This is a genomic window from Aggregicoccus sp. 17bor-14, from assembly GCF_009659535.1.
GTDB lineage: Bacteria > Myxococcota > Myxococcia > Myxococcales > Myxococcaceae > Aggregicoccus.
In genome coordinates, this window is record NZ_VJZZ01000001.1 from 597,688 (window position 1) to 620,933 (window position 23,246).

Genomic DNA, 23,246 nt, shown 5'->3' on the forward strand with positions numbered 1-23,246 from the left:
CGGCAAACTGCCAGGGAAATCAGGTGTCTATGACGGATCTAGCACGCGCTATTCGGCGCCAGCAACAGTCCTTCTGGCGCAGAAAAATGAAGCGGCACACCCCGGGTGCCGGGATGTGCCGCAGAGGACTGAGGACGGAGTGAGGAAGGGGAGAGGCGCGGGCGCAGCGCTCGGGCTGCGTCCCTCAAGCGGCGTCGGACGACGCCAGCTCCAGACCGCTCTCCTCGTCCTGGTTGAAGGCCTCCAGGTAGCGCTGGAGGAAGTGCTTCGTCTTCAGCTCCACCTGGCGCACGCGCTCGCGCGAGACGCCCCAGCGCTGGCCCAGCTCCTCGAGCGTGCGCGGCTTGTCCTGCGTGAGACGCTCTTGGAGGATGTCCCAGCCGAGGTCGCCGATGCGCTTGCGCACCTTGGCGAGCGCCTCCTGGACCTCGGTGTTCTGCTCGCGCACCAGGTACGTGTCCTGGGGCGAGGGGCCGTTGTCCTCGAGCCGGTCGAGGAACGTGGTCTCGCCGTCCTCGTCGATGGAGGCGTCGAGCGAGAAGTCGCTCATGCTGCCGCGCTCGGCCTCGCCGCCGCGCACCTGGCTGCGGTTGTCCTTGAGGTAGCGCGTGATGTACGCGCGGATCCACCACACGGCGTAGGTGGCGAAGCGCACGTTCTTCTTCGGATCGAAGTGCTCGATGGCCTTCATCAGGCCGACGTTGCCCTCCTGGATGAGGTCGTCCAACCGCGCGCCGCGATTGGCGAACTTCTTCGCCACCGCGACCACGAAGGCCAGGTTGGACTGGGCCAGGATCTGCCGGGCCGCCTCCTCGCCCTTGCGAGCGCGGCGCGCCAGATCGTACTCCTGCTCACGCGTCAGCTGCGGGCGGCCCCCGAGGTGACGCAGGTAGTGCGACAGACCCTCTGCCGCGTACTTTGTCGTGGATGCCATGAAACGCGTCCTCCCTTTCCTCAGTCGTAGCGGACGCGTCCGACATATCGGTGCGGCGCGCCCTGCCATGACTAGGACGCCTAACGAGCGGAGTGGTTTCGCATTCCGTTCGAATGCCCCATTCGACCGCCTTACCCGTGTCACAAGACGATCGGGGCCGCACCGTGCCGAGCCGGCCTGCGGGAGGCCGGGCGCGCCCTGCGACTTCAGCCCTATCCAACCGCGGAAGGCGGAAAGATCTTGCCGGGATTGAGCAGCCCGCTCGGGTCCAGCACGCCCTTGAGCCGAGCCTGCAGGCGCAGCAGCGGCTCGGACTGCTCGAGCGCGAGGTAGCCCCGCTTCGCGTAGCCCACGCCGTGCTCGCCGGTGATGGTGCCCCCCAGCTCCACGGTGAGGCGCAGCATGCGCTCGATCGCCTGCTCCACCTTCGCGCGCTCGTGCGGACCGTCGTAGAGGATGTTGGCGTGCAGGTTGCCGTCGCCCGCGTGGCCGTAGCTGGCCACGGTGAGGCCCAGCTCCGCGCCCATGGCCTTGTAGCGCTCGATGAACTCCGGGATGCGCGAGCGCGGCACCACGATGTCCTCGGAGACCTTCGCCCGCGCCAGCGTGCGCAGCGCGGGCGAGATGGCGCGCCGAGCGCCCCACAGCCGCTCGCGCTGCGACTCGTCCTGCGCCACCAGCACCTGCTGGGCGCCCAGGCCCTCGCAGAGCTCCGCGAGCTGGGCGAGCTCCGCGTAGAGCCCCTCCTCCACGCTGCCGTCCACCTCGACGATGAGCGAGGAGCCCGCGCCCTTCGGGAAGTCGAAGCCGCGCCCGTCCACCGCGCGCAGCGCCACCTCGTCGATGAGCTCCAGCGTGCGCGGGAGGATGCCCGCGGCGAGCACCGCGGACACCGCGCGCGCGGCCGCGAGCACCGAGTCGAACACCACGAGCGCCGTCTTCACGTGCCGCGGGAGCGGGATGAGCTGCAGGGTGATCTCGGTGGCCACCCCCAGCGTGCCCTCGGAGCCGACGAAGAGCCCCACCAGGTCGTAGCCCGCCACGCCCTTGATGGTCTGCCGGCCCACGCGCACGCGCTCGCCGTCCGGCAGCACCCACTCCAGCCCGATGACGTAGTCGCGCGTGACGCCGTACTTCAGCGCGCGCGGGCCCCCGGCGTTCTCGGCCACGTTGCCGCCCAGCGTGCACCACTCCCAGGAGTTGGGGTCGGGCGGGTAGAAGAGCCCTTGCGCCTCCACGGCCTTCATCAGGTCGCCCGTCACCACGCCCGGCTCCACCACCGCGGTGAGATCCTCGGGCGAGATGCGCAGGATGCGCTTCATGCGCTCGAGGCTCACCGACACCCCGCCGTGCAGCGCGAGGCAGCCGCCGCTCTTGCCGCTGCGCGCGCCCACCGGAGTGAAGGGCACGCCCGACGCCTGACAGGCGCGAAACACCGCCGAGACCTGGTCGGCCGTCTCCGGGAACACGACGAGATCCGGCGGGAACTCACCGCTGTCCGACTCGTCCTTCGCGAAGGCCTGGCGCACCTCGGCGTCGTCGCGCACCTGTCCGGGCGAGAGCACCCCCACGAGCGTGCGCCGCAGCTCGACGAGCCGTGCCGGGTCCACCTTGCTCACCGCCGCGCTCCGAGCCGCGCCCACAGCTCGCGCCGCAGCGGGCCGTCCTTGCGCAGCGCGCCCTCGTAGGCCTCGGCGTGGGTGGTGGCGTCGCGCTGCAGGTCTCCGCGGATGCGCAGGCAGGCCTGCTTCGCCTCGATGATGCACGCGGTGGAGGGGCTGCCCAGCACGCGCGCGAGCGAGCCGGCCACCTCGCGCGCGAGGTCCTCCTGCAGGATGAGGCGGTGCGCGAAGCAGTCCACGAGCGCGGAGAGGCGCCCGAAGCCCACCACGCGCTTGGCCGGCACGTAGGCCACGTGCGCGCGCCCCTCGAAGGGCAGCAGGTGGTGCGGACACATGGACTGGAAGCGCAGGTCGCTCACCACCACCATCTCGCCCGCGGAGCCCGGGGGCGCGGGGAAGCTCTCCCCCAGCGCCTCCTCCGGCGTCTGCGCGTAGCCGTCCAGGAATTCACTCGCCCAGGCTTGGGCGACGCGGGTGGGGGTCTCGGCGAGGTTCGGGTCCTGCATCGGCAGGCCCGCGGCGCGCAGGAAGTCCTCCACGGCGCGCGCCATGGCGGCAGTGTCGGGGCGGGTAGGCGCGGGGCGCGCAGCGGAGCGGCGGGAGCGGGAGGCGGTCACGGCCCCATGCATAGCGCGCCCTGCGCGCGAGCGCGCGCACCGGGTGAATGGGGCAGACGCTCGCCACGTCCTTCGCTTGACACGCCCCCGGCGCCGTCGCTACGTCTACTCGCCCTACCCCACCCATGCGCGCCCTCCTGCCCCGCCTCGGACGTACCGCAGCGCTGCTGCTGCTGGCGCTCTGGGCCGTGGAGCCGGTGGCCACCTGGGTGCACTACGGGGACCACACCCACCTCTACTGCGCCACGCACCAGACCTTCGAGGAGGGTCAGCGCTTTGGGCCTGCGCAGGCGGCGTGGACGCCCGCGGCCGAGGCGGTGGCACAGCTCACCCAGGCCCCGCCGGCCGCGCTGGACACCGCGCCGCGCCTGCACGAGGCCTGCAGCGTGCCCGGCTGCGGGGCGCGGCACCTCGCCGTGCTGGGCGCCCGCGTGGAGCGGGTGCTCGGCCCCTCGCTTCTCTCCTCGTCGGGCGTTGCGCCGCGCACCGTCCCCGCCCCGCCCCTCTCGGCCCTCGACACCGCTCCCAAGGCCTCGCCTCCGGCACGCGCGTAGCGCGCGTCGTCGAGTCGCAGTGGTCTTGAGTCGGGCGCACCCGCGTGGCGGGCGGCGTCCGGTGTCCGAGGAGCTCCTTCCGTGTTCAGTCAGACGTGCCGGTGCGCCGGCGTGGTCGCAGCGTTGTGCTGCAGTGTCCCGGCGTGGGCCCAGGCCCAGCAGTCACCTCCCGAGCAGAGCCCCGCGCCGCAGCAGGCGCCTCCCGCAGAGGCCACCCCCCCCGGGCAGGAGCCGCCGCCGCAGGGTGAGCCGGCCCCCCTGAGCCCCGAGGAGCAGGCGGAGATCAACCAGGCGCTCGGCGCGGACGCCAAGAGCGGCGACGCGCCAGGGGCGCAGCAGCAGCCGTCGCAGCAGCAGCCCGAGAGTGCAGGCACCCAGGCGCCACCGAGCGTGGGCATCCACGGGCTGGACATCAGCCTCATCCTCGATGTGGCCGGCGCGGCGTTCACCAGCGATGCGCCGCTGCAGACGGGAGACCACGATCCCTCGCAGCGCGGCTTCAACCTGCAGCAGCTGGAGCTCTCCGTCGGCAGCGTGGTGGACCCCTACTTCCGCTTCGACTCCAACATCGTCTTCCACCAGGACGGCGTGGAGATCGAGGAGGCGTACGCGACCACGCTCGCGCTGCCTGCCAATCTCCAGGTGCGCGCAGGCCAGTTCCTCACCAAGTTCGGTCGGCTCAACGCGACGCACCCGCACGCCTGGGAGTTCGTGGACCAGCCCTTCGCCATCGGCCGCGTCTTCGGCGGCGAAGGCAACCGCGGCCTGGGCATCGAGGCGTCCTGGCTCAGCCCCCTGCCCTGGTACCTCGAGGTGGTGGGCTCGGTGACGGACGCGCACGGCGAGGGCTCCGCGCGCAGCTTCCTCGGGGATGCGGACCACCCGGTGCAGCGCTTCGACGACTTCCAGTTCACCGGCGCGGTGAAGCAGTTCTTCTCCCTGAGCGACGATCTCTCGCTGCTCTGGGGCCTCTCCGCTGCGAACGGCCCGAACCCCGCGGGTGACCCCACCGAGGCGAACCCGGTGGCCTCGCACACGCGCACGCAGGTGTACGGCACGGATCTCTACCTGCGCTACCGCCCGACGACCCAGGGTAACCAGACCACGGTCACCTGGCAGACCGAGCTGCTCTACCGCCACCGCGACCTCGTCGGCGACTCGCTGCACGACTACGACGGCTACTCGCAGCTGGCCTGGCACTTCAACCGGCGCTGGGCGGTGGCGGGACGCTACGAGCTGGGCACCGCGGCGAAGAACGCGGCGGGCCAGGTCGTCGAGGACCCGCTGGATCCCGAGTGGACGAAGCTGCGTCAGCGCATCTCCACCAACGTCACCTACTACCCCACCGAGTTCTCGCGCCTGCGCCTGCAGGGCGCGACCGACCGCGCCGGTTGGCGCGACTCGCCCGACTACTCCCTCTTCCTCGCCTTCGAAGTGGTGGTGGGCGCGCACGGCGCCCACACCTTCTGACCCCTTTGCCCTGGAGACTCCTCATGAAGTCCCTCTCTCTTCCGGCCTTCCTGGCCTCCCTGCTGTGCCTCCTCTCCCTCCCTGCGCGCGCCGACCTGAAGGTGGTGGCGACGGTGCCGGACCTCGCCGCGCTCGCCAAGGCGGTGGGCGGTGACAAGGTCTCGGTGCAGAGCCTCGCGGTCTCCACGCAGGACCCGCACTTCGTGGACGCGCGCCCCAGCCTGATGTTGGATCTCAACAAGGCGGACCTGCTGCTCGCGGTGGGGCTGCAGCTGGAGGTGGGCTGGCTCCCGGCGCTGCAGACCGGCGCGCGCAACGAGAAGATCCTCAGCGGTGGCACGGGCTTCCTGGACTGCTCGCAGTTCGTGAAGCTGCTCGAGGTGCCGCCGGTGCCGCAGGACCGCAGCCACGGGGACGTGCACCCCGGCGGCAACCCGCACTACCTCTACGATCCGCGCGCGGCCGTGCCGGTGGCGCGCGGCATCGCGGCGCGCATGAGCCAGCTGGACCCGAAGAACGCGCAGGCCTTCCAGGCGAACCTCGCGCGCTTCACGCAGGAGCTCGAGGCGGCGCGCAAGGGCTGGGAGCAGCGGCTCGCCCCGCTCAAGGGCGCGCCGATCGTCGCCTTCCACAAGAGCCTCCCCTACCTCGCGGACTGGGTGGGCTTCGACACGGTGGCCTTCCTCGAGCCCAAGCCCGGCATCCCGCCCAACCCCTCGCACGTGGCCGAGGTGCTGGGGCTCGCGCGCTCGCGCAAGGCGCGGATGCTGGTGCAGGAGGAGTACTACCCCACGAACACCTCGCGCCTGGTCGCCACGAAGATCCCCGCGCCGCTGGTGGTGTTGCCGGGCGGCACCGACTTCCGCAGCGGACAGACCTACGTGCAGCGCATCGAGGAGCTGGTGAAGCGGCTCGAGCAGGGCCTGCAGGGAAAGGGGACCTAGCCCATGCTGAGCACCGAAGCACAGGCCCCGCTCGAGGAGACGCCGCTCATCTCCTGTGAGCGGCTGGTGGTGGGCTACCACGGCAAGGCGCTGCTGCCCGCGTTCGACCTGCACGTGAACCGCGGCTCCTTCGTGGTGGTGGTGGGCCGCAACGGCAGCGGCAAGAGCACCTGGTTCAAGACGCTGCTGGGCATGCAGGCGCCGGTGTCCGGCGCGGTGGTGAAGGGGCCGGGCCTGCGCAGCGCGTACGTGCCGCAGACCTCGGCCATCGACAGCCTGCTGCCCCTGCGCGCGCAGGAGGTGGTGCTGTGGGGCCGCCTCAACGGCTGGGGCTTCCTGCGCCCCTTCGCCACGCGCGCGGACCGCGCCGCCACCGAGCGCGCGATCGCCACCGCGGGGGCGACCGCCTTCGCGCACCGGCCCTACCGCGAGCTGTCCGAGGGACAGAAGCAGCGCATCCTGCTCGCGCGCGTGCTGGCCACCGAGGCGGAGCTGGTGCTGCTGGACGAGCCCACCGCCGCGATGGACGCGGTGGCCGAGCGCGAGACGATGGAGCGCCTGAGCGGGCTTGCACGCGGGCACCGCATCGGGGTGGTGGTGGTGAGCCACCAGCTGCGCGTGGCGAGCGAGTACGCCGACACCGTTCTGTTCATGGACCGCGTGGGGCCCACCGTGCTGGTGGGCGACGCGCGCACCGTGTTCTGCCACGAGGCCTTCATCCGCCAGTACGGCGACGACTACTGCAACCACCTCAACTCGGGAACCCACCGTGGCCCTGGCTCTCACTGACGCCCCCACGCTCGGGCGCTTCCTCGAGGCGTACGAGCTCTTCCACGACGCCATCCTCTGCGCGCTGGTGGCCGGTGCGGTGCTCGGCTTCCTCAGCGTCTACGTGGTGCTGCGGCGCATGGTGTTCGTCAGCGCCGCGGTGACCCAGTCCGCGGGCCTCGGCGTGGCGCTCGCGTTCTTCGCGGAGATCCACCTGGGGATGCACGTGCACCCCGTGGTGGGCGCGGCGCTGCTCTCCCTGCTCGCCACGCTGCTCTTGATGATGGACCCCGCGCGGCTGCGGCTCAGCCGCGAGAGCCTGCTGGGGCTCGCGTACGCGCTCGCCGGCGGCGCCGCCGTGCTGGTGGGCGACCGCATCTCGCAGGAGGCGCACGACATCGAGAACATCCTCTTCGGCACCGGCGTGGTGGTGGACCGGGTGGACCTGGTGATGGTCGCGTGCGTGGCGGTGGTGACGCTGCTCGTGCACCTGTGGTGGTTTCGCGCCCTCACCTTCTCGTCCTTCGATCGCACGGGCGCCGCGGTGCAGGGCCTTCCCGTGCGGATGCTGGACGCGGTGCTGATGATTTCCATCGGCATCACGGTGGGCGTGTCCGCGAAGGCGCTGGGCGCCCTGCCCGTCTTCGCCTTCTCCACGCTCTCGGCCGTGGCGGCGCTGGTGCTGGACCTGCGCCTGCCCTGGACCTTCGCGGTGGCCACCCTGGCCGGCGCGCTCGCGGGCGTGGGCGGCTACTTCTTCGCCTACTTCTTCGAGTTCCCGGTCGGTGGCTCGCAGACGGTGTTCGCAGGCGCGCTGGTGCTGCTCGCGCTGGGCGTGCGCGCGCTCACCGGACTGAGGGGGGCGCCGCGCTAGCTACTTCACGGCGGCCGACACGCGCTTGAACTCGGGGGAGCCGGCGCGACCGAGCAGGTCGAAGAGCGCCGCCTCCACCGTGCTCAGGCGCGCGCCCGCCTCGCGGCACAGCTCGAGCCCCACCTGGCGGTCCTCCGCGGTGCGCGAGAGGACCGCGTCCACCAGCAGGTGGGGCGCGTAGCCCGCGTCCGCCAGGGCGCGCGCCGTCTGGAAGACGCACACGTGCGTCTCCATCCCGGCGATGAGCACCTGCTTGCGCGCCCCCAGCGCCCCCAGCACGTCCGGCACCGCGGCGCTGAAGTCCAGCTTCTCCACCGGCGTGAAGGCCCCGAGCCGCAGCTTCAGCAGCGAGTGCGTGGGCCCCAGGCCCTTGGGGTACTGCTCGGTGACGAGCACCGGCAGGCCCAGCGCGCGCGCACCCTCGACCGCCGCGGCGGTGCGGGCGAGGAGCCGGTCCAGCGCGTCGCGCTCCATCGCGGCGCACAGCCGCTCCTGCACGTCCACCACGAGGAGCGCGGCCTGGTCCACCTGCAGTCGCTGCACGGACATCGGGGCTCCTGGACGCGAGTGCTCAGTGGGTGCTGCCGCGGGCACGGCGCCGGGGCGGCTTGGCGTCCGTTGGCGCGTCCGCGGGCGCGCTGTCCGCGGGAGCGGGCGCAGGCGTGCCATCCGCCCCGGCCTTGCCCCGCAGCGCCGCCGGGGAGAGCCGCATCCCCGTCACCGCCGCCTTCATGGGCATCCCATCCACGGACGGGCGCACGGGCGGGCGTGCCATCGCCGGAGTGACCGGCGCTGGCGTCACCGGCGCCGGCGTCACCGGCGCCGGCGTCACCGCGGGGGCCGCCACGCGGCCCGAGGCCCGCGCCTCGAGGAAGCCGCGCGCGCGCTGCAGCTCGGGCAGCGGCTCGTCCGCATGAGCCCAGAGCGCGAGGAAGGCCGAGAAGGCCTCGGCGGCCTCGTCCGCGGCGCCGGAGCGCGCGAGCACGTCCGCGAGGAGGAAGCGCGCGTGGCCACAGCCCGGGCGCTCCTGCACCAGCGCCTCGGCCGTCTCGCGCGCCTTCGCCCAGCGCGCCCCGCGCAGCGCCGTGCGCGTGAGCACCTCGAGCGCGGGCCGCGAGAAGGCCGCGGGCTCGGCGCGCCGCAGCCGCCGCTCGCGGCGCAGCGCGTGCACCGCGCAGGCCTCCGCACGGCCGAGGTCGCCGCGGCGCAGCTCGATCGCCGCCTCCAGCTCCACGCCGGCCAGGTCCGTCACGCGGCCCACGTCGCGCGGGCACAGCCCCTCCTCGGACTTGGGCGCATCCGAGAGCGTGGGGTGCAGCGCCTCGAGCGTGGCGCGGCAGCGCTGCGCCTCCTCGCTGCGCCCGGCCTCGAGCGCGAGCAGCCCGTGGGTGTACGCGCGCAGCCCGTCGCGGAAGCCGCGGGCGGCGAGCGGCGCCTCGTCGTCCACCGCGAGCGGCACGTCCGCCGCGGCCTTGAGGAAGCCGAAGCGCAGGTGCAGCGCCGACAGGGTGCCGGCGACGAAGACGGAGCCAGCCGCGTCCATGCCGGCCGCCTCCACGCGCGCGCGCAGCCGGGCGCCCCAGGCCTGCGCCTCGCGGTAGGCCCCCGCGTCCGAGCAGGCCTGCACCAGCAGGCGCAGGGTGTCGAAGGCGGCGGGGGCGGCGCGGGGGGAGAGCCCCTCGCGGGCGAGCAGCGCGTCGTCCGCGGCGAGCGCGGCGCGCAGCGCCTCCGCCGCCTCGGCGTGGGCCCCGGCGCGCAGCAGCAGCCTTCCCGCGGACTGCAGGACGCGGCCCGAGCCGGGCGCGAGCTGCACGAGCTTGCGTGCGCTCTCGAGCGCGAGCTCCGGACGGCGGCCCTCCAGCACCGCATGCACCCAGGCGTGGTGCACGCCCACGTGCTCGGGGTGCGTGCGCAGCAGCTCGCGCAGCAGCGCCTGGGCGTAGGGCTGGCCGAGGCCGGGGCGCCCGTCCAGCTCGTAGCCGTCCAGCAGGAAGCCGGCGAGGAAGAGCCGCGCCTCGGCGTCCTGGACCGGGTAGAACTCGATGAGCGCCTCCAGCTCGCGCACGAAGCCGTTGCGCCCGTTGTAGGGGCCCTTGTCGACGAGGTGGGTGGCGGCGACGATGAAGCGCTGCTCCAGGTCGCTCGCGTGCTCGCTCGCTGCGCGCGCGTGGCTCAGCGCCTCGGCCTTGGCGGCCGCGTGGCGGCGGCCCGGCCCCAGCGCGAGCGCGAGGCCCCAGTGCGCCATGGCCAGCCGCGGGTCCAGCCGCGCGGCGTGGGCGAAGGCGCGCCGCGCCTCGGGCAGCTCCGAGGCGTGCAGCAGGTTCAGCCCCTGGTCGAAGTAGCGCTGCGCCTCGGCGCTGCCGGTGCTCACCGCGAGGTGCGCCGTGCCGATGCCCTCGCGCAGCGGGGGGACCGGGAGCTCCGTCGCGGGCGCACCCGGCCACGCCCCGTCCAGGAACAGACCTGGCTCTGGTGGGAAATAGGGCCCGAACATGGGGTCAGCCTCGCACAGTCGAGAAAGGACGGGAAAGCCCGTCGGCCAGGGGGCCCCCCACACCGCACGCCGCCCCTCGGGCCTCCACTGCGCACAACGAGGGGCGAGGCGCCGCTGTTTCCGACGGAGCGGCCCAGAGCTGGGGAGATGTCATGCGCATGGCATTGTGACCTGGGAGCTCCGTGCTGCACAGGAGTCGCACCTGCCCCAGATCCAACCCCCCGTGAGAGTCCAGGGGCACGCAGGCTCGCTCCCAGGACGCCCGGAACGGCACAACGGCCACTGACATACCGGCGTGCCGCAGCAGCGTCGGGCACGCGGTCCGGCCCTGCGCCCCGCGTGCGGCGCGGCCTATAGACGACCCTCCCCCCGAGCGCAAGCAGGGCCGCCCTAGACGGCGTAGCCCATGGCGCCGGCCTTCACGGGGGCCTCCGGGTCCAGCGCCACGTTGACGCAGGCCACGGTGCCGCTGGCGAGCGCGCGCTCGAGCGCCGGGCGGATCTGCGCAGGCTCGGTCACGTGCTCGCCGTGGCCGCCCAGCGCCTCCACCACGCGATCGTAGCGGGTGGGTGCGAGCAGGGTCCCGGGGGACTTCTCCTCGCCGAACATGCCCACCTGCGGGATGCGGATCTGCCCCCAGGCTGCGTCGTTGCCCACCACGCAGACCATCGGGAGCATGAAGCGCAGCGCCGTGTCGAAGTCCATGCCGTTGAGGCCGAAGGAGCCATCGCCCTGCACCACCCAGCAGGTGCGCTCCGGGTGCAGCACCTTGCTCGCGATGGCAAAGGGGGCGCCCACCCCGAGGCAGCCCAGGGGCCCCGGGTCCAGCCAGCGCCCCGGGCGCCTGAGCTCGATGACCTTCGCCGCCATGGCCACCCAGTTGCCGCCGTCCGCGACGAACACCGGGTCCTGCCCGGCCGCATTCGCGACGACCGAGAGCTCGCGCGCGAGCCGGTAGTGGTGGATGGGCACGCTGTCGCTGCGGGTCCACTCCTCGAGCGCCTGCGCACGCTTGCGCTCGCTCTGGCGCAAGGCGGCGAGGAAGGGCTCGCGCGAGGTGGCGGGAGCGGCGCGCGCGAAGGCCTCCAGCGCGCTGCGGCTGTCGGCCACGATGCCCACGTCCACGGCGCGGTTGCGCCCCACCTCCACCGGGTCCACGTCCACCTGCACGATGCGCGAGGCCGCGCCGAAGGTGGGCTCGGCGCCGTAGTTGAGGCGGAAGTCGAAGGGCGTGCCGATGACGAAGACGAGGTCCGCGCCGCTCAGCGCCTCCTTGCGCGTGTGCTGGAAGAAGAGCGGATGGTCCGGCGGCATGCAGCCGCGCCCCGCGCCGTTGAGGAACACGGGCAGCTGGGCGCGCTCGCAGAAGGCGCGCAGCGGCTCCCAGGCCTCGTCCCAGTACACCGAGGAGCCGGCGATGACGGCGGGGCGCTCGGCCGCGGCGAGCAGCGCCATCGCCTCGTCCACCTTGCGCGGGTCCGGCGGCAGGCGCGCGTCCGTGCGGTAGCGGCGCGGCAGGGGCGTGCTCTCCTCGTCCACCGCGTTGCAGAGCACGTCCCAGGCGAGCTCGAGGAACACGGGGCCCGGGCGCCCGGAGAGCGCCACCCGGAAGGCCTTGGCGAGGTACGCGGGCACGAGCTCCGGGGTGGGCACGCGGTCCGACCACTTGGAGATGCGGTGGAAGAGGTCCACCTGCTCCATCTCCTGCAGCGAGCCGCGGCTCTGGTTGAAGATGGGCGCGGCTCCCCCGAGCAGGAGAAGCGGGGAGCTTGCCGCGTGGGCGTTGGCCACCCCGGTGAGCGCGTCGGTGACGCCGGGCCCGGCCGTCACCACCGCCACCCCCACCCCGCGGGTGATGCGCGCGTAGGCGTCCGCCGCGTGCGCGGCCGCCTGCTCGTGCCGGGTGTCGATGACCTGGATGCCCTCCTCCACGCAGCCGGCGTAGATGGGGGCCACGTGCAGGCCCGAGAGGGTGAAGATGTGCCGGACGCCCTCTGCCTTCAGCATCCGCGCGACGAGCTGCCCACCGCTGACCATCGCCATGGCGTGCCCCCGGAGGCCCTCACGGTGGGAGCGCCCCTGGGAGGGACCCTCCCACCTCCGGGGCGGGCCTGCCAGCAGGGCGTGGGGGGCGGCGTTGACTGGCCGATCCGGGCTGGCACCCGGGCGCCCGGAGTGCGAGAAGACGGGCGGCGCGCGGCCCGGGCCCCCTCCGGGGCGCGCCTTCTTCCGTTACCCGAGGACCTGCGGACCGTGAGCCAGAGTGTCGCGAACGAACTGATGGATGTGCTGCGGCGCCAGGCGCGCCACTTCGGCCCCGAGCTGGCGCGCACGGCCCACGCGCGCGGGCTCGCGGTGACGCAGAAGGACGGCAGCACGCGCGCGATCCCCGTCACCGCGACGCCCGTCATCCTCGAGGCCGCGGAGATCCGCCGCCGCGCCGAGCTGTCACGGCACCTCGCGACCGCGACGGTGAAGATGACCCGCGCGATGCTCGGCGGCGCCCTGTCCGAGCGGCTGCTAGGCGCGATGAGTCCGCTGGAGCGCCGGCTCGTGGAGGGTACCTGGCCCGCGCTCACCCGGCTCGCCACCACGCGCGTGGACTTCTTCGTAGACGCAAGCGGCCCGCGCGCGCTCGAGGTCAACGCCACCATCCCGGCGATGCAGGGCTACTCGGACATCGCGGCGCGCACCTTCCTCGAGGTGGTGGGGCGCCACTTCCGCTACCCCGAGCGCGCCCTGCCCGCGCTCATCGCGGCCAACGGCAGCAACGCGCTCGCCCTCTACCGCGCGCTCATCGACGGGTACGCCGCCGAGCGCAACGGCGCGCACCCGGAGACGATCGCGCTCCTGTGCCGCCGCAACGACGCGCAGATCACCGAGCAGCGCTACCTCGCCGAGCGCTTCCGCGAGTTCGGGGCGGACGCGGACGTGGTGCACCCCGACGAGCTCTCGGGTGACGACGCGGTGCGCGCGCGCGGCAAGACCTACCAGCTCGTCTACCGCCACCTCTTCGTGCGCCGGCTCGAGGAGACGCCGAACGCATACGTGAAGGGGCTCTTCGCCGAGGTGCCCGGGCGCCGCTGCGTGCTGCTCAACCCGCCCGCTTCCCAGGTGGAGGTGAAGACCACCTTCGCGCTGCTCTCCAAGGCGCTCGAGGACGGGGCGCTCGCGGAAGGAGCGGGGCTCTCGCCCGAGGAGCTCGAGGCCATCCGCGGCTCGGTGCCCTGGACCCGCCCCTTCGAGCGCGGCCCTGCGCGAGGGCCCGGCGGCGAGCGCGTGGCGGACCTGGTGGCCCACGTGGCCGCGGACCCGGCGCGCTACGTGCTCAAGCGCGCGTGGGACTACGGCGGGCGCACGGTGTTCCTCGGGCGCTCGGTGGGCGTGGCCTCGTACGAGGAGCGCGTGCGCGCGGCCTACGGCGAGCACCTCTCGTGGGCCCAGCTGTGCGAGCGCGCGGCCGAGGACCGCGCCGGCGGCGGCTTCGTGGTGCAGGAGATCGTGGACACCCACCCCGAGCCGCACCTGCTGTGCGGCGAGCAGGGCAACACCCCCCTGGACCTGTACGTGGACTACTCCTCGTACGCCTCGGTGGGGCTCGAGCGGCAGCCCGCGTGGGGCGGCGTGTGCCGCGGCTCCTCGTCCGAGATCGTGAACATCGTGGGCGGCGGCGGCGTGCTCCCCCTGCTCACCGCCGAGGTCGCCCAGAAGCTGCTCACCGCCTGGAAGGCGCTGTAGAGCGCGGGGCGCCCGGGCCGGTTAGAATCCTCCGCACGTACCTGTCGAAAGGACCCGAACCCTCCATGAGCTACTCCCCCTCCCCCGAGTTCCCCGGCGCCGCGCAGGCGGACAGCGTGGACCGCATCCTCATCCAGGAGTCGCAGCGCGCCTTCATGGCCCGCGTGTACCGCCAGATGTTCATGGGGCTCGCGCTCACCGGCCTCGTCGCCCTGTACACCGCGAGCAACGCCTCGATGCTGCGCTTCGTGCTCGAGTGGCGCTGGGGCATCTTCGCCGCGCAGATCGGCACCGTGCTGCTGTTCAGCGGGCTCGCGCGCCGGCTCTCCGGCGGCGTCGCCGAGGCGGTGTTCCTCGGCTACTCGGCCCTCACCGGCCTGACGATGTCCTTCATCTTCCTCGTCTACCAGCTGGGCTCCATCGGCCAGGTCTTCCTCATCAGCTCGGCCACCTTCCTCGCGATGAGCGTCTACGCGAACGTGACGAAGAAGGACCTGAGCACCTGGGGCACCTTCCTGATGATGGGCCTGGTGGGCATCGTGCTCGCGGGGATCGCGAACATCTTCATCAAGAGCGAGGGCCTGAGCTTCGTGGGCGCCTGCGCGGGCGTGCTCGTGTTCGCGGGCCTGACCGCGTACGACACGCAGAAGCTCAAGGCGCTGCACGCGGACAGCGGCTACAGCAGCTCGGGCGCGGTGAGCACCGTGGGCGCGCTGGAGCTCTACCTCGACTTCGTGAACCTGTTCCTCTCGCTGCTGCGCCTGCTGGGGCGCCGCCGCTAGCGAAGGCGCAGCACACCGGGCAGCACGCGAGGAGGCGGCGGACTCTACGGAGTCCCCGCCTCCTTCTTCTTGAGGGGCATGAGCAGCCGCTCCACGGGGCGGCCGCCCACGAGGTGCTCCTCGATGATGGTGGGCACGTCCGCCGGAGTGACGCCGCCGTACCAGGTGCCCTCGGGGTAGACGACCACCGAGACGCCGTAGGCGCAGGTGTCGAGGCAGCCGGCGGCGTTCGCGCGCATGGTGCCCTTGAGGCCGCGCTTGGAGAGCTCCTCCTTGAACAGCGCGCGCACCTCCTCGCCGCCCTTGGAGGCGCAGCAGCCCTTGGGGTTCCCCTCCGGGCGGCGGTTGGTGCAGACGAAGACGTGGCGGGCAAAGGGAGGAGCCATGGCCCCCTCCTGTAACGCAGCGCGGCCCGGTTTGCCCCGGTGATCCAGGGGGGACTGGATCACCTGCCCCTCCGTGCACACACTTCCAGCAAACATCCAGCAGTGATCACCCGGGAGTTGCTCCCCATGACCCTACATGACTCGTCACGCGCTGGCTTTTCGCGCCACGTAGGGTTGATTGCCGAACAGAGCGGATCTAGAAAGCCTGCCTCCCCACCCACCGAGCGGAGGGTCCACCTCTGCACGGCTCGGACGGCTCAGCGTTGGATAACTCAACCCATGGGTGCGCATCCAACGGATGGGCCCCAGATCTGGGGGGCGGCTTTCTTGACGACTCCGACGCCTGCGGCATCAGGGAGCGGCCGGGTGGCAGCCATGCCAGCGGCCGACCGGCAGCACTCCCGTGCGCCAGCCGAGCGACGAAACCGACACGACGACGTCACGGATTGATCGCGCGGGGGCGCGAGCGATCCCGGCAGCTTGAGGCAGCGCAAAATTCGCAGTCACACTCTCAGTGAATCGGAGGACGGTCATGGAGAAGGATCTGGCGCCGAAGGCGGCGGGGACGGCCAAGGATCGCAAGGGCGCGAAGCGCGCCCGGGCGGCGGGGCCGGGCGGACTGAAGGTCGAGCGCTTCTTCACGACCCCGGGCGTGGACCCCGCGGACGAGCTCGCGTGGGAGCTGCGCTCGGCCGGCATCAAGGGTGAGGACGGGAAGGCGGTGTTCGAGCAGACGAACATCGAGGTGCCCAAGAGCTGGTCGATGCTCGCCACCAACGTGGTGGCCTCGAAGTACTTCCGCGGCACGCCGGGCACCCCGGAGCGCGAGAGCAGCGTGCGCAAGCTGGTGGCGCGCGTGGTGGACACGCTCACCCGCTGGGGCCAGGAGGGCGGCTACTTCGCGAGCGACACGGACCGCCAGACCTTCCACGCCGAGCTGACGCACCTGCTGCTGCGCCAGAAGGTGGCCTTCAACTCCCCCGTCTGGTTCAACGTGGGCGTGGAGGAGCACCCGCAGTGCTCCGCGTGCTTCATCAACTCGGTGGAGGACTCCATGTCCTCCATCCTGAAGCTCGCGCACACCGAGGGCATGCTCTTCAAGTACGGCTCGGGCACGGGCAGCAACCTCTCCAGCCTGCGCTCGAGCAAGGAGCTGCTCGCCGGCGGCGGCACCGCGAGCGGCCCGGTGTCCTTCATGAAGGGCTTCGACGCCTTCGCGGGCGTGATCAAGAGCGGCGGCAAGACGCGCCGCGCGGCGAAGATGGTCATCCTCAACGCCGAGCACCCGGACATCCTCGAGTTCATCCGCTGCAAGGCGAACGAGGAGAAGAAGGCGTGGGCGCTGATCGAGGCGGGCTACGACCCCTCTTTCAACGGCGAGGCCTACTCCAGCGTCTTCTTCCAGAACTCGAACAACTCGGTGCGCGTGACCGACGAGTTCATGAAGGCGGTGGTGAACGACGGCGCCTGGCAGACGCGCAGCGTGAAGGACGGCCAGGTGATGGACAGCCACCGGGCGCGCGAGCTGTTCCGCGAGATCGCCGAGGCGGCGCACCTGTGCGGCGACCCGGGCATGCAGTTCGACACCACGGTGAACAGCTGGCACACCTGCCCGAACACCGCTCGCATCAACGCGTCCAATCCCTGCTCCGAGTACATGTTCCTCGACGACTCGGCCTGCAACCTGGCGTCGCTGAACCTGATGCACTTCCGCGGCGTGGACGGCGAGTTCGACGTGACCGCCTTCAAGCACGCGGTGGACGTGACGCTGCTCGCGCAGGAGATCATCGTCGGCTTCTCCAAGTACCCCACGGAGAAGATCACCGAGAACAGCCACGCCTTCCGCCCGCTGGGCCTCGGCTACGCGAACCTCGGCGCGCTGCTCATGGCGAGCGGCCTGCCCTACGACTCGGACGCCGGGCGCAACTACGCGGCCGCCATCACCTCGCTCATGTGCGGTGAGGCGTACGCGATGAGCGCGCGCATCGCCGAGCGCATGGGGGCCTTCAGCGGCTACGCGAAGAACGCCGAGCCCTTCCTCGGCGTGATCCGCAAGCACCGCAAGGCCGCCTACAACGTGAAGCCGGACGGCGTGGACGCGGCCCTCTTCGCCGCGCAGAAGCAGGCCTGGGACGAGGCGCTCGCGCAGGGCTCGGAGCACGGCTTCCGCAACTCGCAGGTGACGGTGCTCGCCCCCACCGGGACCATCGGCTTCATGATGGACTGCGACACCACCGGCATCGAGCCGGACATCGCGCTCATCAAGTACAAGAAGCTGGTGGGCGGCGGCATGCTCAAGATCGTCAACCAGACGGTGCCGCAGGCGCTCGAGAAGCTCGGCTACCCGCAGACCCAGGTGCAGGACATCGTCAGCTACCTGGACAAGAACGACACCATCGAGGGCGCGCCCCACCTCAAGCCCGAGCACCTCCCGGTGTTCGACTGCGCCTTCAAGCCCGCCAAGGGCGCGCGCAGCATCCACTGGATGGGCCACATCCAGATGATGGGCGCCACCCAGCCCTTCCTCTCCGGCGCCATCTCCAAGACGGTGAACATGCCGTCGAACGCCACGGTGGAGGACATCGAGAAGGCGTACCTCGAGTCCTGGAAGCTGGGGCTCAAGGCGGTGGCCGTGTACCGCGACGGCTGCAAGCGCACGCAGCCGCTCAACACGTCCTCGGACAAGCAGAAGGACGCGGCCGCCGCGAAGCCCGCTGCGCCCGCTCCGGCCGTGGCAGTGGACCCCAAGGCGGTGCGCCGGCGCCTGCCGGACGAGCGCCAGTCCATCACGCACAAGTTCTCCATCGGCGGCCACGAGGGCTACGTCACGGTGGGCATGTACGAGGACGGCACGCCCGGCGAGGTCTTCTGCGTGATGGCGAAGGAGGGCTCGGTGGTGAGCGGGCTCATGGACAGCTTCGCCACCAGCATCTCGCTCGCGCTGCAGTACGGCGTGCCGCTCAAGGTGCTGGTCGACAAGTTCAGCCACACCCGCTTCGAGCCCAGCGGCTTCACCGGCAACCGCGACATCCCCATCGCCAAGTCCATCACGGACTACCTCTTCCGCTGGCTCGCGCTGAAGTTCCTGCCGAGCGAGAAGGAGACAGAGGCGGAGGTCGAGATCCAGTCCGCGGCGCCCGCGCCCCGCGCCGAGCCCAGCGCCCCGGTGCTCGCGCTGCCCACGCTGAGCTCGCGCGACACCTACCTCAACCAGGCGGACGCGCCGCCCTGCCACACCTGCGGCGCGATCATGGTGAGGAGCGGTGCCTGCTACAAGTGCAGCAACTGCGGCGCCACCAGCGGCTGCAGCTGAGTCTCCCTGCGCGGGGCCGTGCCCTCACGGCCCCGCGCAGCAGTATGGTGCGCGGCGCGCATGCGCCCCTCCCCTCCTGACTCACGACTCGCCGGTGTGTTCGCGCTGGGGACCTTCCTCGCGCTCGCGGCCTGCACCTGGGTGCGCCACTCGGACTTCGGCGACGCGCAGCTGTACCGCGTGCTGGTGCGCCACCTGCTCGAGGACGGAACATGGCTGCAGCTGCGCTACCTGCCCGGCGTCTACCCGCGCTTCTACGAGCACCTGCCCTTCGGCCTCTGGCCCTACGCGCTCGCGGCGCGCGCCTTCGGTGAGGCGGCGCTCCCACCGCTCGCGCTGCTGATGTGGACGGGGACGCTGCTGCTGGTGCGCCGCGGCGCTGCGCAGCTCGCAGGGCCCTGGGGCGGCGTGGCGGCGATGCTCTCGCTCGCGCTCTGCGACAACGTGTTCCTGCGCGCGGGGCAGCCCTTCCTGGATGCGCCGCTGGTGCTGCTCGCGACGGCGGCTGCCCTGCCTCCGCTCCTGGGTGTTCCGCGCGCTCGCGGCTGGGGCCTCGCGGGGCTGTGCGCCGCGGGCGCCGTCGCGGTGAAGGGCCCTTTCGGGCTGGTGCCCTTCGCGGCCGCGGTGCTCGCGCGGGCGCTCGTGGAGCGGCGCTGGCGACCTCTGCTCGTGGGCGCGGCGGTGGGGGTGCTCGCGTCCCTGCCCACCCTGCTCTTCCTGCTGCTCAGCCCCGAGTGGCGGGAGGGCTACGGGCGCCAGCAGCTGCTCGCCTCGGCGGCGGGGCTGCGCACGGATGGGCGCGGCGGGCCCCTCATGCCCTTTCGCACCGCCGTCTCGCGCTTCTGGCCCGGGCTGCCTCTGGCGCTCGCCGGAGGCGTGGTGGCGCTGGGACGGCCGCGCGCGCTCGCGCAGCGCCTGGAGGCGGGGCGCACGGAGGCGCGGGGCGGGGCGCGCGTGCTGCTGCTCGCCGTGGTGCTCGCGCTCGCGGCGCTGTGCCTGCCGCGCCGCAAGCTCTGGTACCACGCGCTCGTCGCCTTCCCGCTGCTCGCGATGCTCGCGGGCGCGGGCGTGGGTCCGTGGCTCGAGCGGGCGCTCGCGGCGCCTCAGCGCGCACGCCGCGCGGTGTTGGGGCTCGGGCTGCTCTTCGTGCTCGCCGCGGGGGCCTCACTCGCGGGGCTTCGCAGTGTGCTGATGAGCGCGCCATGCGTCGTGTCCCGGGAGCTCTCCGGGGCGTTCGACCGCGTGCCCGCGGGGACGGCGCTCCTCGTGGTGAGCGAGAAGCCTGACTGGGACATGCTCTCCACGCTCGCGGCGGAGCGGCGGCTGGTGCCGTGGCCCGTGGGGTCCATCTCCGAGCCGCTGCCCACGGGGGTTGAAGAGCCGCGGCTTGCGCTGGTGCGCGCGGAGCTGCCAGTGGCGGCGGAGTGGACGTTGATCGCAGAAGCACGTGGGTGGCGGCTCGTGCAGCGATGAGGGATGCGCGGGAAGGACGCACTTCCCTCACCCTTTCCCTCTCCCAGGGGGAGAGGGGACGGCTGCGCTCACTCGCCGTCAGGAAAAGGCCTCAGCGGCGGTACACGTCCGGGTCCCAGCGCTCCATGAAGCGATCCGGCGCGGAGAGCGGCGTGAAGCCGTGCTTCGCGTAGAGGCCGTGCGCATCGCGCGTGGCGAGCATGAAGCGCCGGAAGCCCTGCAGCTGCGGGTGCGCGAAGAGCACCTCCATCAGCCACTGGCCGAGGCCCTGGCCACGCAAGCCCTCGTCCACGAACACGTCCGCGAGGTAGCCGAAGGTGGCGCAGTCCGTGACCACCCGGGCGAAGCCCACCTGGCGCGCCGGCCGCCCCTCCTCCGTCCGGTAGAGCCCGAAGCAGAGTGAGTGCTCGATCGCGCGCTGCACCGTCTCCAACGGCACGCCCGGAGACCAGTAGGTGTGCGTGAGGAACGCGTGGATCAAGGGCACATCCAGCAGCGCCCGCTCCGTGCTCACCAGGAACTCGCCGCGGCGCTGCTCGTAGGGCGCGGAGCGCATCGCGCTAGTACGCGTTCTTCGAGAGGAAGCCGCCCAGCGCGGTGCGGGTGAGGATCTTCAGGTCCATCATCAGCGACCAGTTCTCGATGTAGTACAGGTCGTACTCGATGCGCTTCTGGATGGACGTCTGGCCGCGCAGCCCGTTCACCTGGGCCCAGCCGGTGATGCCCGCCTTCACCTTGTGGCGCAGGTGGTAGCGCGGGATCTGCCGCTTGAACTCCTCGATGAACACGGGGCGCTCGGGGCGCGGGCCCACGAGGCTCATGTCCCCCACCAGCACGTTGAGCAGCTGGGGCAGCTCGTCGATGGAGGTGCGGCGCAGGAAGGTCCCGATGGGCGTGCGGCGCGGGTCGTCCTTCCGGGCCATGGCGGCGCCCGCGAGCTCGGCGTCCACGCGCATGGTGCGGAACTTGAGGATGTGGAAGGTGCGCCCGTCCAGCCCCATCCGCTCCTGCTTGTAGAGCACGGGGCCTGCGCTGGTGAGCTTCACCAGCAGCGCCGTCACCGCCATCACGGGCGCGGCGAGCAGCAGCGCGAGCAGCGAGAAGAGGACGTCGAAGGCGCGCTTGGCGACGAGGTTCCAGCCGTCCAGCGGCGCGCTCTGCAGGTTGATGATGGGCAGCCCGCCGAACTCCTCGAGCCCGCCGCACAGCGTGATGTACTGGTAGAGGTCCGGCACCACCTTCACGTCCACGGTGCGCAGCGCCAGCTGCTCCATCAGCCGCTTCACCAGGGACTGGTCCTCGATGGGCAGCGCGATGACCACCTGGTCCACCGGCTGGCGGTCCAGCACCTCGTCCACCGCGTCTGCCGTGGCCACCACCGGGACGCCGGCGAGCTGGCCCCCGACCTGCTCGGCGCGCTGGCCGAGCACGCCGGTGACGCGGAAGCCCAGCTCGCGGTGGCTCTCCACCGTGCGGATAACGCGCTCGCCCAGGTCCCCCGCGCCGACCACCAGGATGGTCTTCAGGTTGTAGCCGCGGCGGCGCACCTCGGCGAGCGCCTGGCGGAACAGGAGCCGCGTCACCGACACGCCCACGAAGGCGTAGCCCACGAAGAGCGCGAGCGTGAGGCGGCTGTAGCGATCCCGCGTGAAGTAGGTCAGCGCGACCAGGATGAGGGCCGCGGTGATGGTGGCCTTGAAGACCTCGAACACCTCGCCGATGTTCGTGCGCACCCGGTTGGTGACGTAGAGGCGCGCCTTGTTGAAGGTCACCGGGAAGATGACCAGCACCATGGCGAGCGACACCAGCGTGTCCTGCCAGGTGGGCAGCGTCTCGTAGGGCAGCAGCCCCGAGAAGCGGGTGAGGAACGCGAGCGCGAAGGCGAATGCGAGCACCACCACGTCGGTGGCGATCTTGACGGACGTGTAGAAGCGCTGGAACCGACTGAACACGCCTGATGCTCCTGTGGGCGCGGCGAAGGGCCACGCCCGGACCTGCAAGAGCCGAACCTGCCAGAGCCCTCTGCAGCGCGCGCGATGTACCACGCCAAATCACGCAAATCCAGCCAACCTCCCCGGCTGGAGGGGGTTCAGCCACGGGAGGCTGAGGGCTGCCCTGACAGCCCTGTCAGGGCGTGCGCGGCTCCGAGAGCAGCGCGTCGACGTGGCGCTGCACGGCCGCCTGGAACGCGGCCACGGAGAAGCGCTCCGCCTGCCTGCGGGCGTGGGCCGGCTGGAAGCCTGCCTCCCAGGCGTCGAAGGCGCGCACCGCCTGGGCGAGCGAGGCGGGGGTCTGCTCGGCGAAGAAGAGGCCGGTCTCTGCGGTCACCGTCTCCAGCGCCCCACCCCGCCCCAGCGCAATCACGGGCCGGCCGGTGGCCTGCGCCTCGAGCGGGGTGAGGCCGAAGTCCTCCTCGGCGGTGAAGACGAGCGCGCGCGCGTCCCGGTACAGCGAGGGCAGCTGCGCGTCCGGCACGGGCCCGAGGAAGCGGATGTTCGCGGGCAGCGGTCCCGAGGTGAGGCGCGCGGCCTCCTGGCCGGTGCCCACCACCCACAGCGGCGCGCCCAGCTGCGCGAAGGCCTCGAGCGCCACGTCCAGCCGCTTGTAGGGCGCGAAGGCGCCGAGCCAGAGGAAGTAGCCGCCCTGGCCGGTGCCCTCGAGCGGCGCGGCGCAGAAGCGCGAGAGCTCCACCGGCGGGTGGACGACGGCCGCGTCGCGGTCCCAGAAGCGGCGGATCTTGGCGGCGATGTGGTGGCTGTTGGCGAGGATGCGGTCCACGCGCGCGCTGCTGCTGCTCGTGCGATCCCATGCCTGCAGCCAGGGGCGCACCGCGCGCGCTGCGGTGCGCACGGGCAGCGAGGCGCGGCCCGGGCCGAAGTAGTCGTCGAAGAGATCCCACATGTAGCGCATGGGCGCGTGCACGTAGGCGAGGTGGCGCGCGCCCTCGGGCACGCGGATGCCCTTGGCCACGCAGTGACTCGAGGAGAGCACCAGGTCGTAGCCCTCGAGCCGGAAGGACTCGATGGCGCGGGGGAACAGCGGCAGGAAGTGGCGGTAGCGCTGCTGGATGCCCGGGATGTGCTGAAGGAACGAGGTGTGGATGCGCCGGTCCTCGATGCGCGGCGACACGCTGCCCTTCTTGTAGACCAGGGTGTACAGGTCCGCGGTGGGGAACAGCTCGCAGAGCGCATCGAGCACGCGCTCGCCGCCGCGGTTGGTGACGAGCCAGTCGTGGACGAGGGCGACCTTCACGGGGCGCGCCTTGTAGCACCAGGCC

Annotated in this window: 19 protein-coding genes; 9 read left to right on the forward strand and 10 right to left on the reverse strand. The window is 72.2% G+C overall.

What is annotated here, in order from left to right; all coding sequences use genetic code 11:
* Positions 1–184 precede the first annotated feature (184 nt).
* The 3 genes from FGE12_RS02660 to folE form a co-directional block, all read right to left on the reverse strand.
* Positions 185–934 carry an RNA polymerase sigma factor RpoD/SigA gene (locus tag FGE12_RS02660; RefSeq protein WP_153864585.1) on the reverse strand — a complete coding sequence of 250 codons (750 nt, stop codon included), beginning with the start codon at positions 932–934 and terminating at the stop codon, positions 185–187.
* 212 nt (positions 935–1,146) lie between these two features.
* Entirely contained in the window at positions 1,147–2,553 is a 1,407-nt protein-coding gene (locus FGE12_RS02665) for an FAD-binding oxidoreductase (protein WP_370458862.1), read from the reverse strand.
* Complete coding sequence (folE, locus tag FGE12_RS02670) at positions 2,550–3,107, reverse strand: GTP cyclohydrolase I (protein WP_255449798.1); 558 nt, start codon at positions 3,105–3,107, stop codon at positions 2,550–2,552. The genes FGE12_RS02665 and folE overlap by 4 nt, the downstream gene beginning before the upstream one ends.
* Positions 3,108–3,298: 191 nt before the next feature.
* Between folE and FGE12_RS02675 the strand changes: the two genes are divergently transcribed.
* The 5 genes from FGE12_RS02675 (at position 3,299) to FGE12_RS02695 (ending at position 7,783) form a co-directional block, all read left to right on the forward strand.
* The gene (locus FGE12_RS02675; RefSeq protein WP_153864587.1) at positions 3,299–3,727 is read left to right on the forward strand and encodes a hypothetical protein; all 429 of its coding nucleotides are present in this window, start codon (positions 3,299–3,301) and stop codon (positions 3,725–3,727) included.
* Positions 3,728–3,838: 111 nt separating this feature from the next.
* The gene (locus FGE12_RS02680; protein WP_370458863.1) at positions 3,839–5,197 is read left to right on the forward strand and encodes a zinc-regulated TonB-dependent outer membrane receptor; all 1,359 of its coding nucleotides are present in this window, start codon (positions 3,839–3,841) and stop codon (positions 5,195–5,197) included.
* A gap of 23 nt (positions 5,198–5,220) precedes the next feature.
* A complete protein-coding gene (locus FGE12_RS02685; RefSeq protein WP_153864588.1) occupies positions 5,221–6,141 on the forward strand; it encodes a metal ABC transporter substrate-binding protein in 921 nt (306 codons plus the stop codon).
* A 3-nt stretch (positions 6,142–6,144) separates the two neighbouring features.
* Complete coding sequence (locus tag FGE12_RS02690) at positions 6,145–6,930, forward strand: metal ABC transporter ATP-binding protein (protein WP_153864589.1); 786 nt, start codon at positions 6,145–6,147, stop codon at positions 6,928–6,930.
* Positions 6,911–7,783 carry a metal ABC transporter permease gene (locus FGE12_RS02695; RefSeq protein ID WP_194797500.1) on the forward strand — a complete coding sequence of 291 codons (873 nt, stop codon included), beginning with the start codon at positions 6,911–6,913 and terminating at the stop codon, positions 7,781–7,783. The genes FGE12_RS02690 and FGE12_RS02695 overlap by 20 nt, the downstream gene beginning before the upstream one ends.
* Here FGE12_RS02695 and FGE12_RS02700 read toward each other — a convergent pair whose 3' ends face one another.
* The 3 genes from FGE12_RS02700 to FGE12_RS02710 form a co-directional block, all read right to left on the reverse strand.
* Complete coding sequence (locus tag FGE12_RS02700) at positions 7,784–8,332, reverse strand: isochorismatase family protein (RefSeq protein WP_153864590.1); 549 nt, start codon at positions 8,330–8,332, stop codon at positions 7,784–7,786.
* Between the two features lie 22 nt (positions 8,333–8,354).
* Positions 8,355–10,277, reverse strand: a complete 1,923-nt coding sequence (locus FGE12_RS02705) for a hypothetical protein (RefSeq protein ID WP_153864591.1) — start codon at positions 10,275–10,277, stop codon at positions 8,355–8,357.
* Positions 10,278–10,667: 390 nt separating this feature from the next.
* On the reverse strand, positions 10,668–12,320 hold the full coding sequence (locus tag FGE12_RS02710) for a thiamine pyrophosphate-binding protein (protein ID WP_153864592.1): 1,653 nt from the start codon (positions 12,318–12,320) through the stop codon (positions 10,668–10,670).
* 237 nt (positions 12,321–12,557) lie between these two features.
* On the opposite strand from FGE12_RS02710, the gene FGE12_RS02715 reads away from it, so the two are divergent.
* Both FGE12_RS02715 and FGE12_RS02720 read left to right on the forward strand, forming a co-directional pair.
* Positions 12,558–14,015: a hypothetical protein gene (locus FGE12_RS02715; protein WP_153864856.1), complete on the forward strand. Its 1,458-nt coding sequence runs from the start codon at positions 12,558–12,560 to the stop codon at positions 14,013–14,015.
* A gap of 65 nt (positions 14,016–14,080) precedes the next feature.
* Entirely contained in the window at positions 14,081–14,797 is a 717-nt protein-coding gene (locus tag FGE12_RS02720) for a Bax inhibitor-1/YccA family protein (protein WP_228530504.1), read from the forward strand.
* Between the two features lie 44 nt (positions 14,798–14,841).
* Here the strand turns inward: FGE12_RS02720 and FGE12_RS02725 are convergent, their stop codons facing one another.
* Positions 14,842–15,183, reverse strand: a complete 342-nt coding sequence (locus FGE12_RS02725; protein ID WP_153864593.1) for a ferredoxin — start codon at positions 15,181–15,183, stop codon at positions 14,842–14,844.
* A gap of 532 nt (positions 15,184–15,715) precedes the next feature.
* Between FGE12_RS02725 and FGE12_RS02730 the strand changes: the two genes are divergently transcribed.
* Together FGE12_RS02730 and FGE12_RS02735 are read left to right on the forward strand one after the other, a co-directional pair.
* On the forward strand, positions 15,716–18,496 hold the full coding sequence (locus FGE12_RS02730) for a vitamin B12-dependent ribonucleotide reductase (RefSeq protein ID WP_153864594.1): 2,781 nt from the start codon (positions 15,716–15,718) through the stop codon (positions 18,494–18,496).
* A 60-nt stretch (positions 18,497–18,556) separates the two neighbouring features.
* Complete coding sequence (locus FGE12_RS02735) at positions 18,557–19,969, forward strand: glycosyltransferase family 39 protein (protein WP_153864595.1); 1,413 nt, start codon at positions 18,557–18,559, stop codon at positions 19,967–19,969.
* A gap of 91 nt (positions 19,970–20,060) precedes the next feature.
* Here FGE12_RS02735 and FGE12_RS02740 read toward each other — a convergent pair whose 3' ends face one another.
* The 3 genes from FGE12_RS02740 to FGE12_RS02750 all read right to left on the reverse strand — a co-directional run bounded on the left by FGE12_RS02740 (position 20,061) and on the right by FGE12_RS02750 (position 23,221).
* Complete coding sequence (locus tag FGE12_RS02740; RefSeq protein WP_153864596.1) at positions 20,061–20,525, reverse strand: GNAT family N-acetyltransferase; 465 nt, start codon at positions 20,523–20,525, stop codon at positions 20,061–20,063.
* 4 nt (positions 20,526–20,529) lie between these two features.
* The gene (locus tag FGE12_RS02745) at positions 20,530–21,921 is read right to left on the reverse strand and encodes an undecaprenyl-phosphate glucose phosphotransferase (protein ID WP_194797501.1); all 1,392 of its coding nucleotides are present in this window, start codon (positions 21,919–21,921) and stop codon (positions 20,530–20,532) included.
* Between the two features lie 175 nt (positions 21,922–22,096).
* Positions 22,097–23,221 carry a glycosyltransferase gene (locus FGE12_RS02750; RefSeq protein WP_194797502.1) on the reverse strand — a complete coding sequence of 375 codons (1,125 nt, stop codon included), beginning with the start codon at positions 23,219–23,221 and terminating at the stop codon, positions 22,097–22,099.
* Positions 23,222–23,246: the final 25 nt, after the last annotated feature.

Bases quoted from the DNA above. Each gene is read 5' to 3' on its own strand.
- FGE12_RS02660 (WP_153864585.1), bottom strand. From the start codon at position 934: ATGGCATCCACGACAAAGTACGCGGCAGAGGGTCTGTCGCACTACCTG.
- folE (WP_255449798.1), bottom strand. From the start codon at position 3,107: ATGGCGCGCGCCGTGGAGGACTTCCTGCGCGCCGCGGGCCTGCCGATG.
- FGE12_RS02675 (WP_153864587.1), top strand. From the start codon at position 3,299: ATGCGCGCCCTCCTGCCCCGCCTCGGACGTACCGCAGCGCTGCTGCTG.
- FGE12_RS02685 (WP_153864588.1), top strand. From the start codon at position 5,221: ATGAAGTCCCTCTCTCTTCCGGCCTTCCTGGCCTCCCTGCTGTGCCTC.
- FGE12_RS02690 (WP_153864589.1), top strand. From the start codon at position 6,145: ATGCTGAGCACCGAAGCACAGGCCCCGCTCGAGGAGACGCCGCTCATC.
- FGE12_RS02700 (WP_153864590.1), bottom strand. From the start codon at position 8,332: ATGTCCGTGCAGCGACTGCAGGTGGACCAGGCCGCGCTCCTCGTGGTG.
- FGE12_RS02705 (WP_153864591.1), bottom strand. From the start codon at position 10,277: ATGTTCGGGCCCTATTTCCCACCAGAGCCAGGTCTGTTCCTGGACGGG.
- FGE12_RS02710 (WP_153864592.1), bottom strand. From the start codon at position 12,320: ATGGCGATGGTCAGCGGTGGGCAGCTCGTCGCGCGGATGCTGAAGGCA.
- FGE12_RS02715 (WP_153864856.1), top strand. From the start codon at position 12,558: ATGGATGTGCTGCGGCGCCAGGCGCGCCACTTCGGCCCCGAGCTGGCG.
- FGE12_RS02720 (WP_228530504.1), top strand. From the start codon at position 14,081: ATGAGCTACTCCCCCTCCCCCGAGTTCCCCGGCGCCGCGCAGGCGGAC.
- FGE12_RS02725 (WP_153864593.1), bottom strand. From the start codon at position 15,183: ATGGCTCCTCCCTTTGCCCGCCACGTCTTCGTCTGCACCAACCGCCGC.
- FGE12_RS02730 (WP_153864594.1), top strand. From the start codon at position 15,716: ATGGAGAAGGATCTGGCGCCGAAGGCGGCGGGGACGGCCAAGGATCGC.
- FGE12_RS02735 (WP_153864595.1), top strand. From the start codon at position 18,557: ATGCGCCCCTCCCCTCCTGACTCACGACTCGCCGGTGTGTTCGCGCTG.
- FGE12_RS02740 (WP_153864596.1), bottom strand. From the start codon at position 20,525: ATGCGCTCCGCGCCCTACGAGCAGCGCCGCGGCGAGTTCCTGGTGAGC.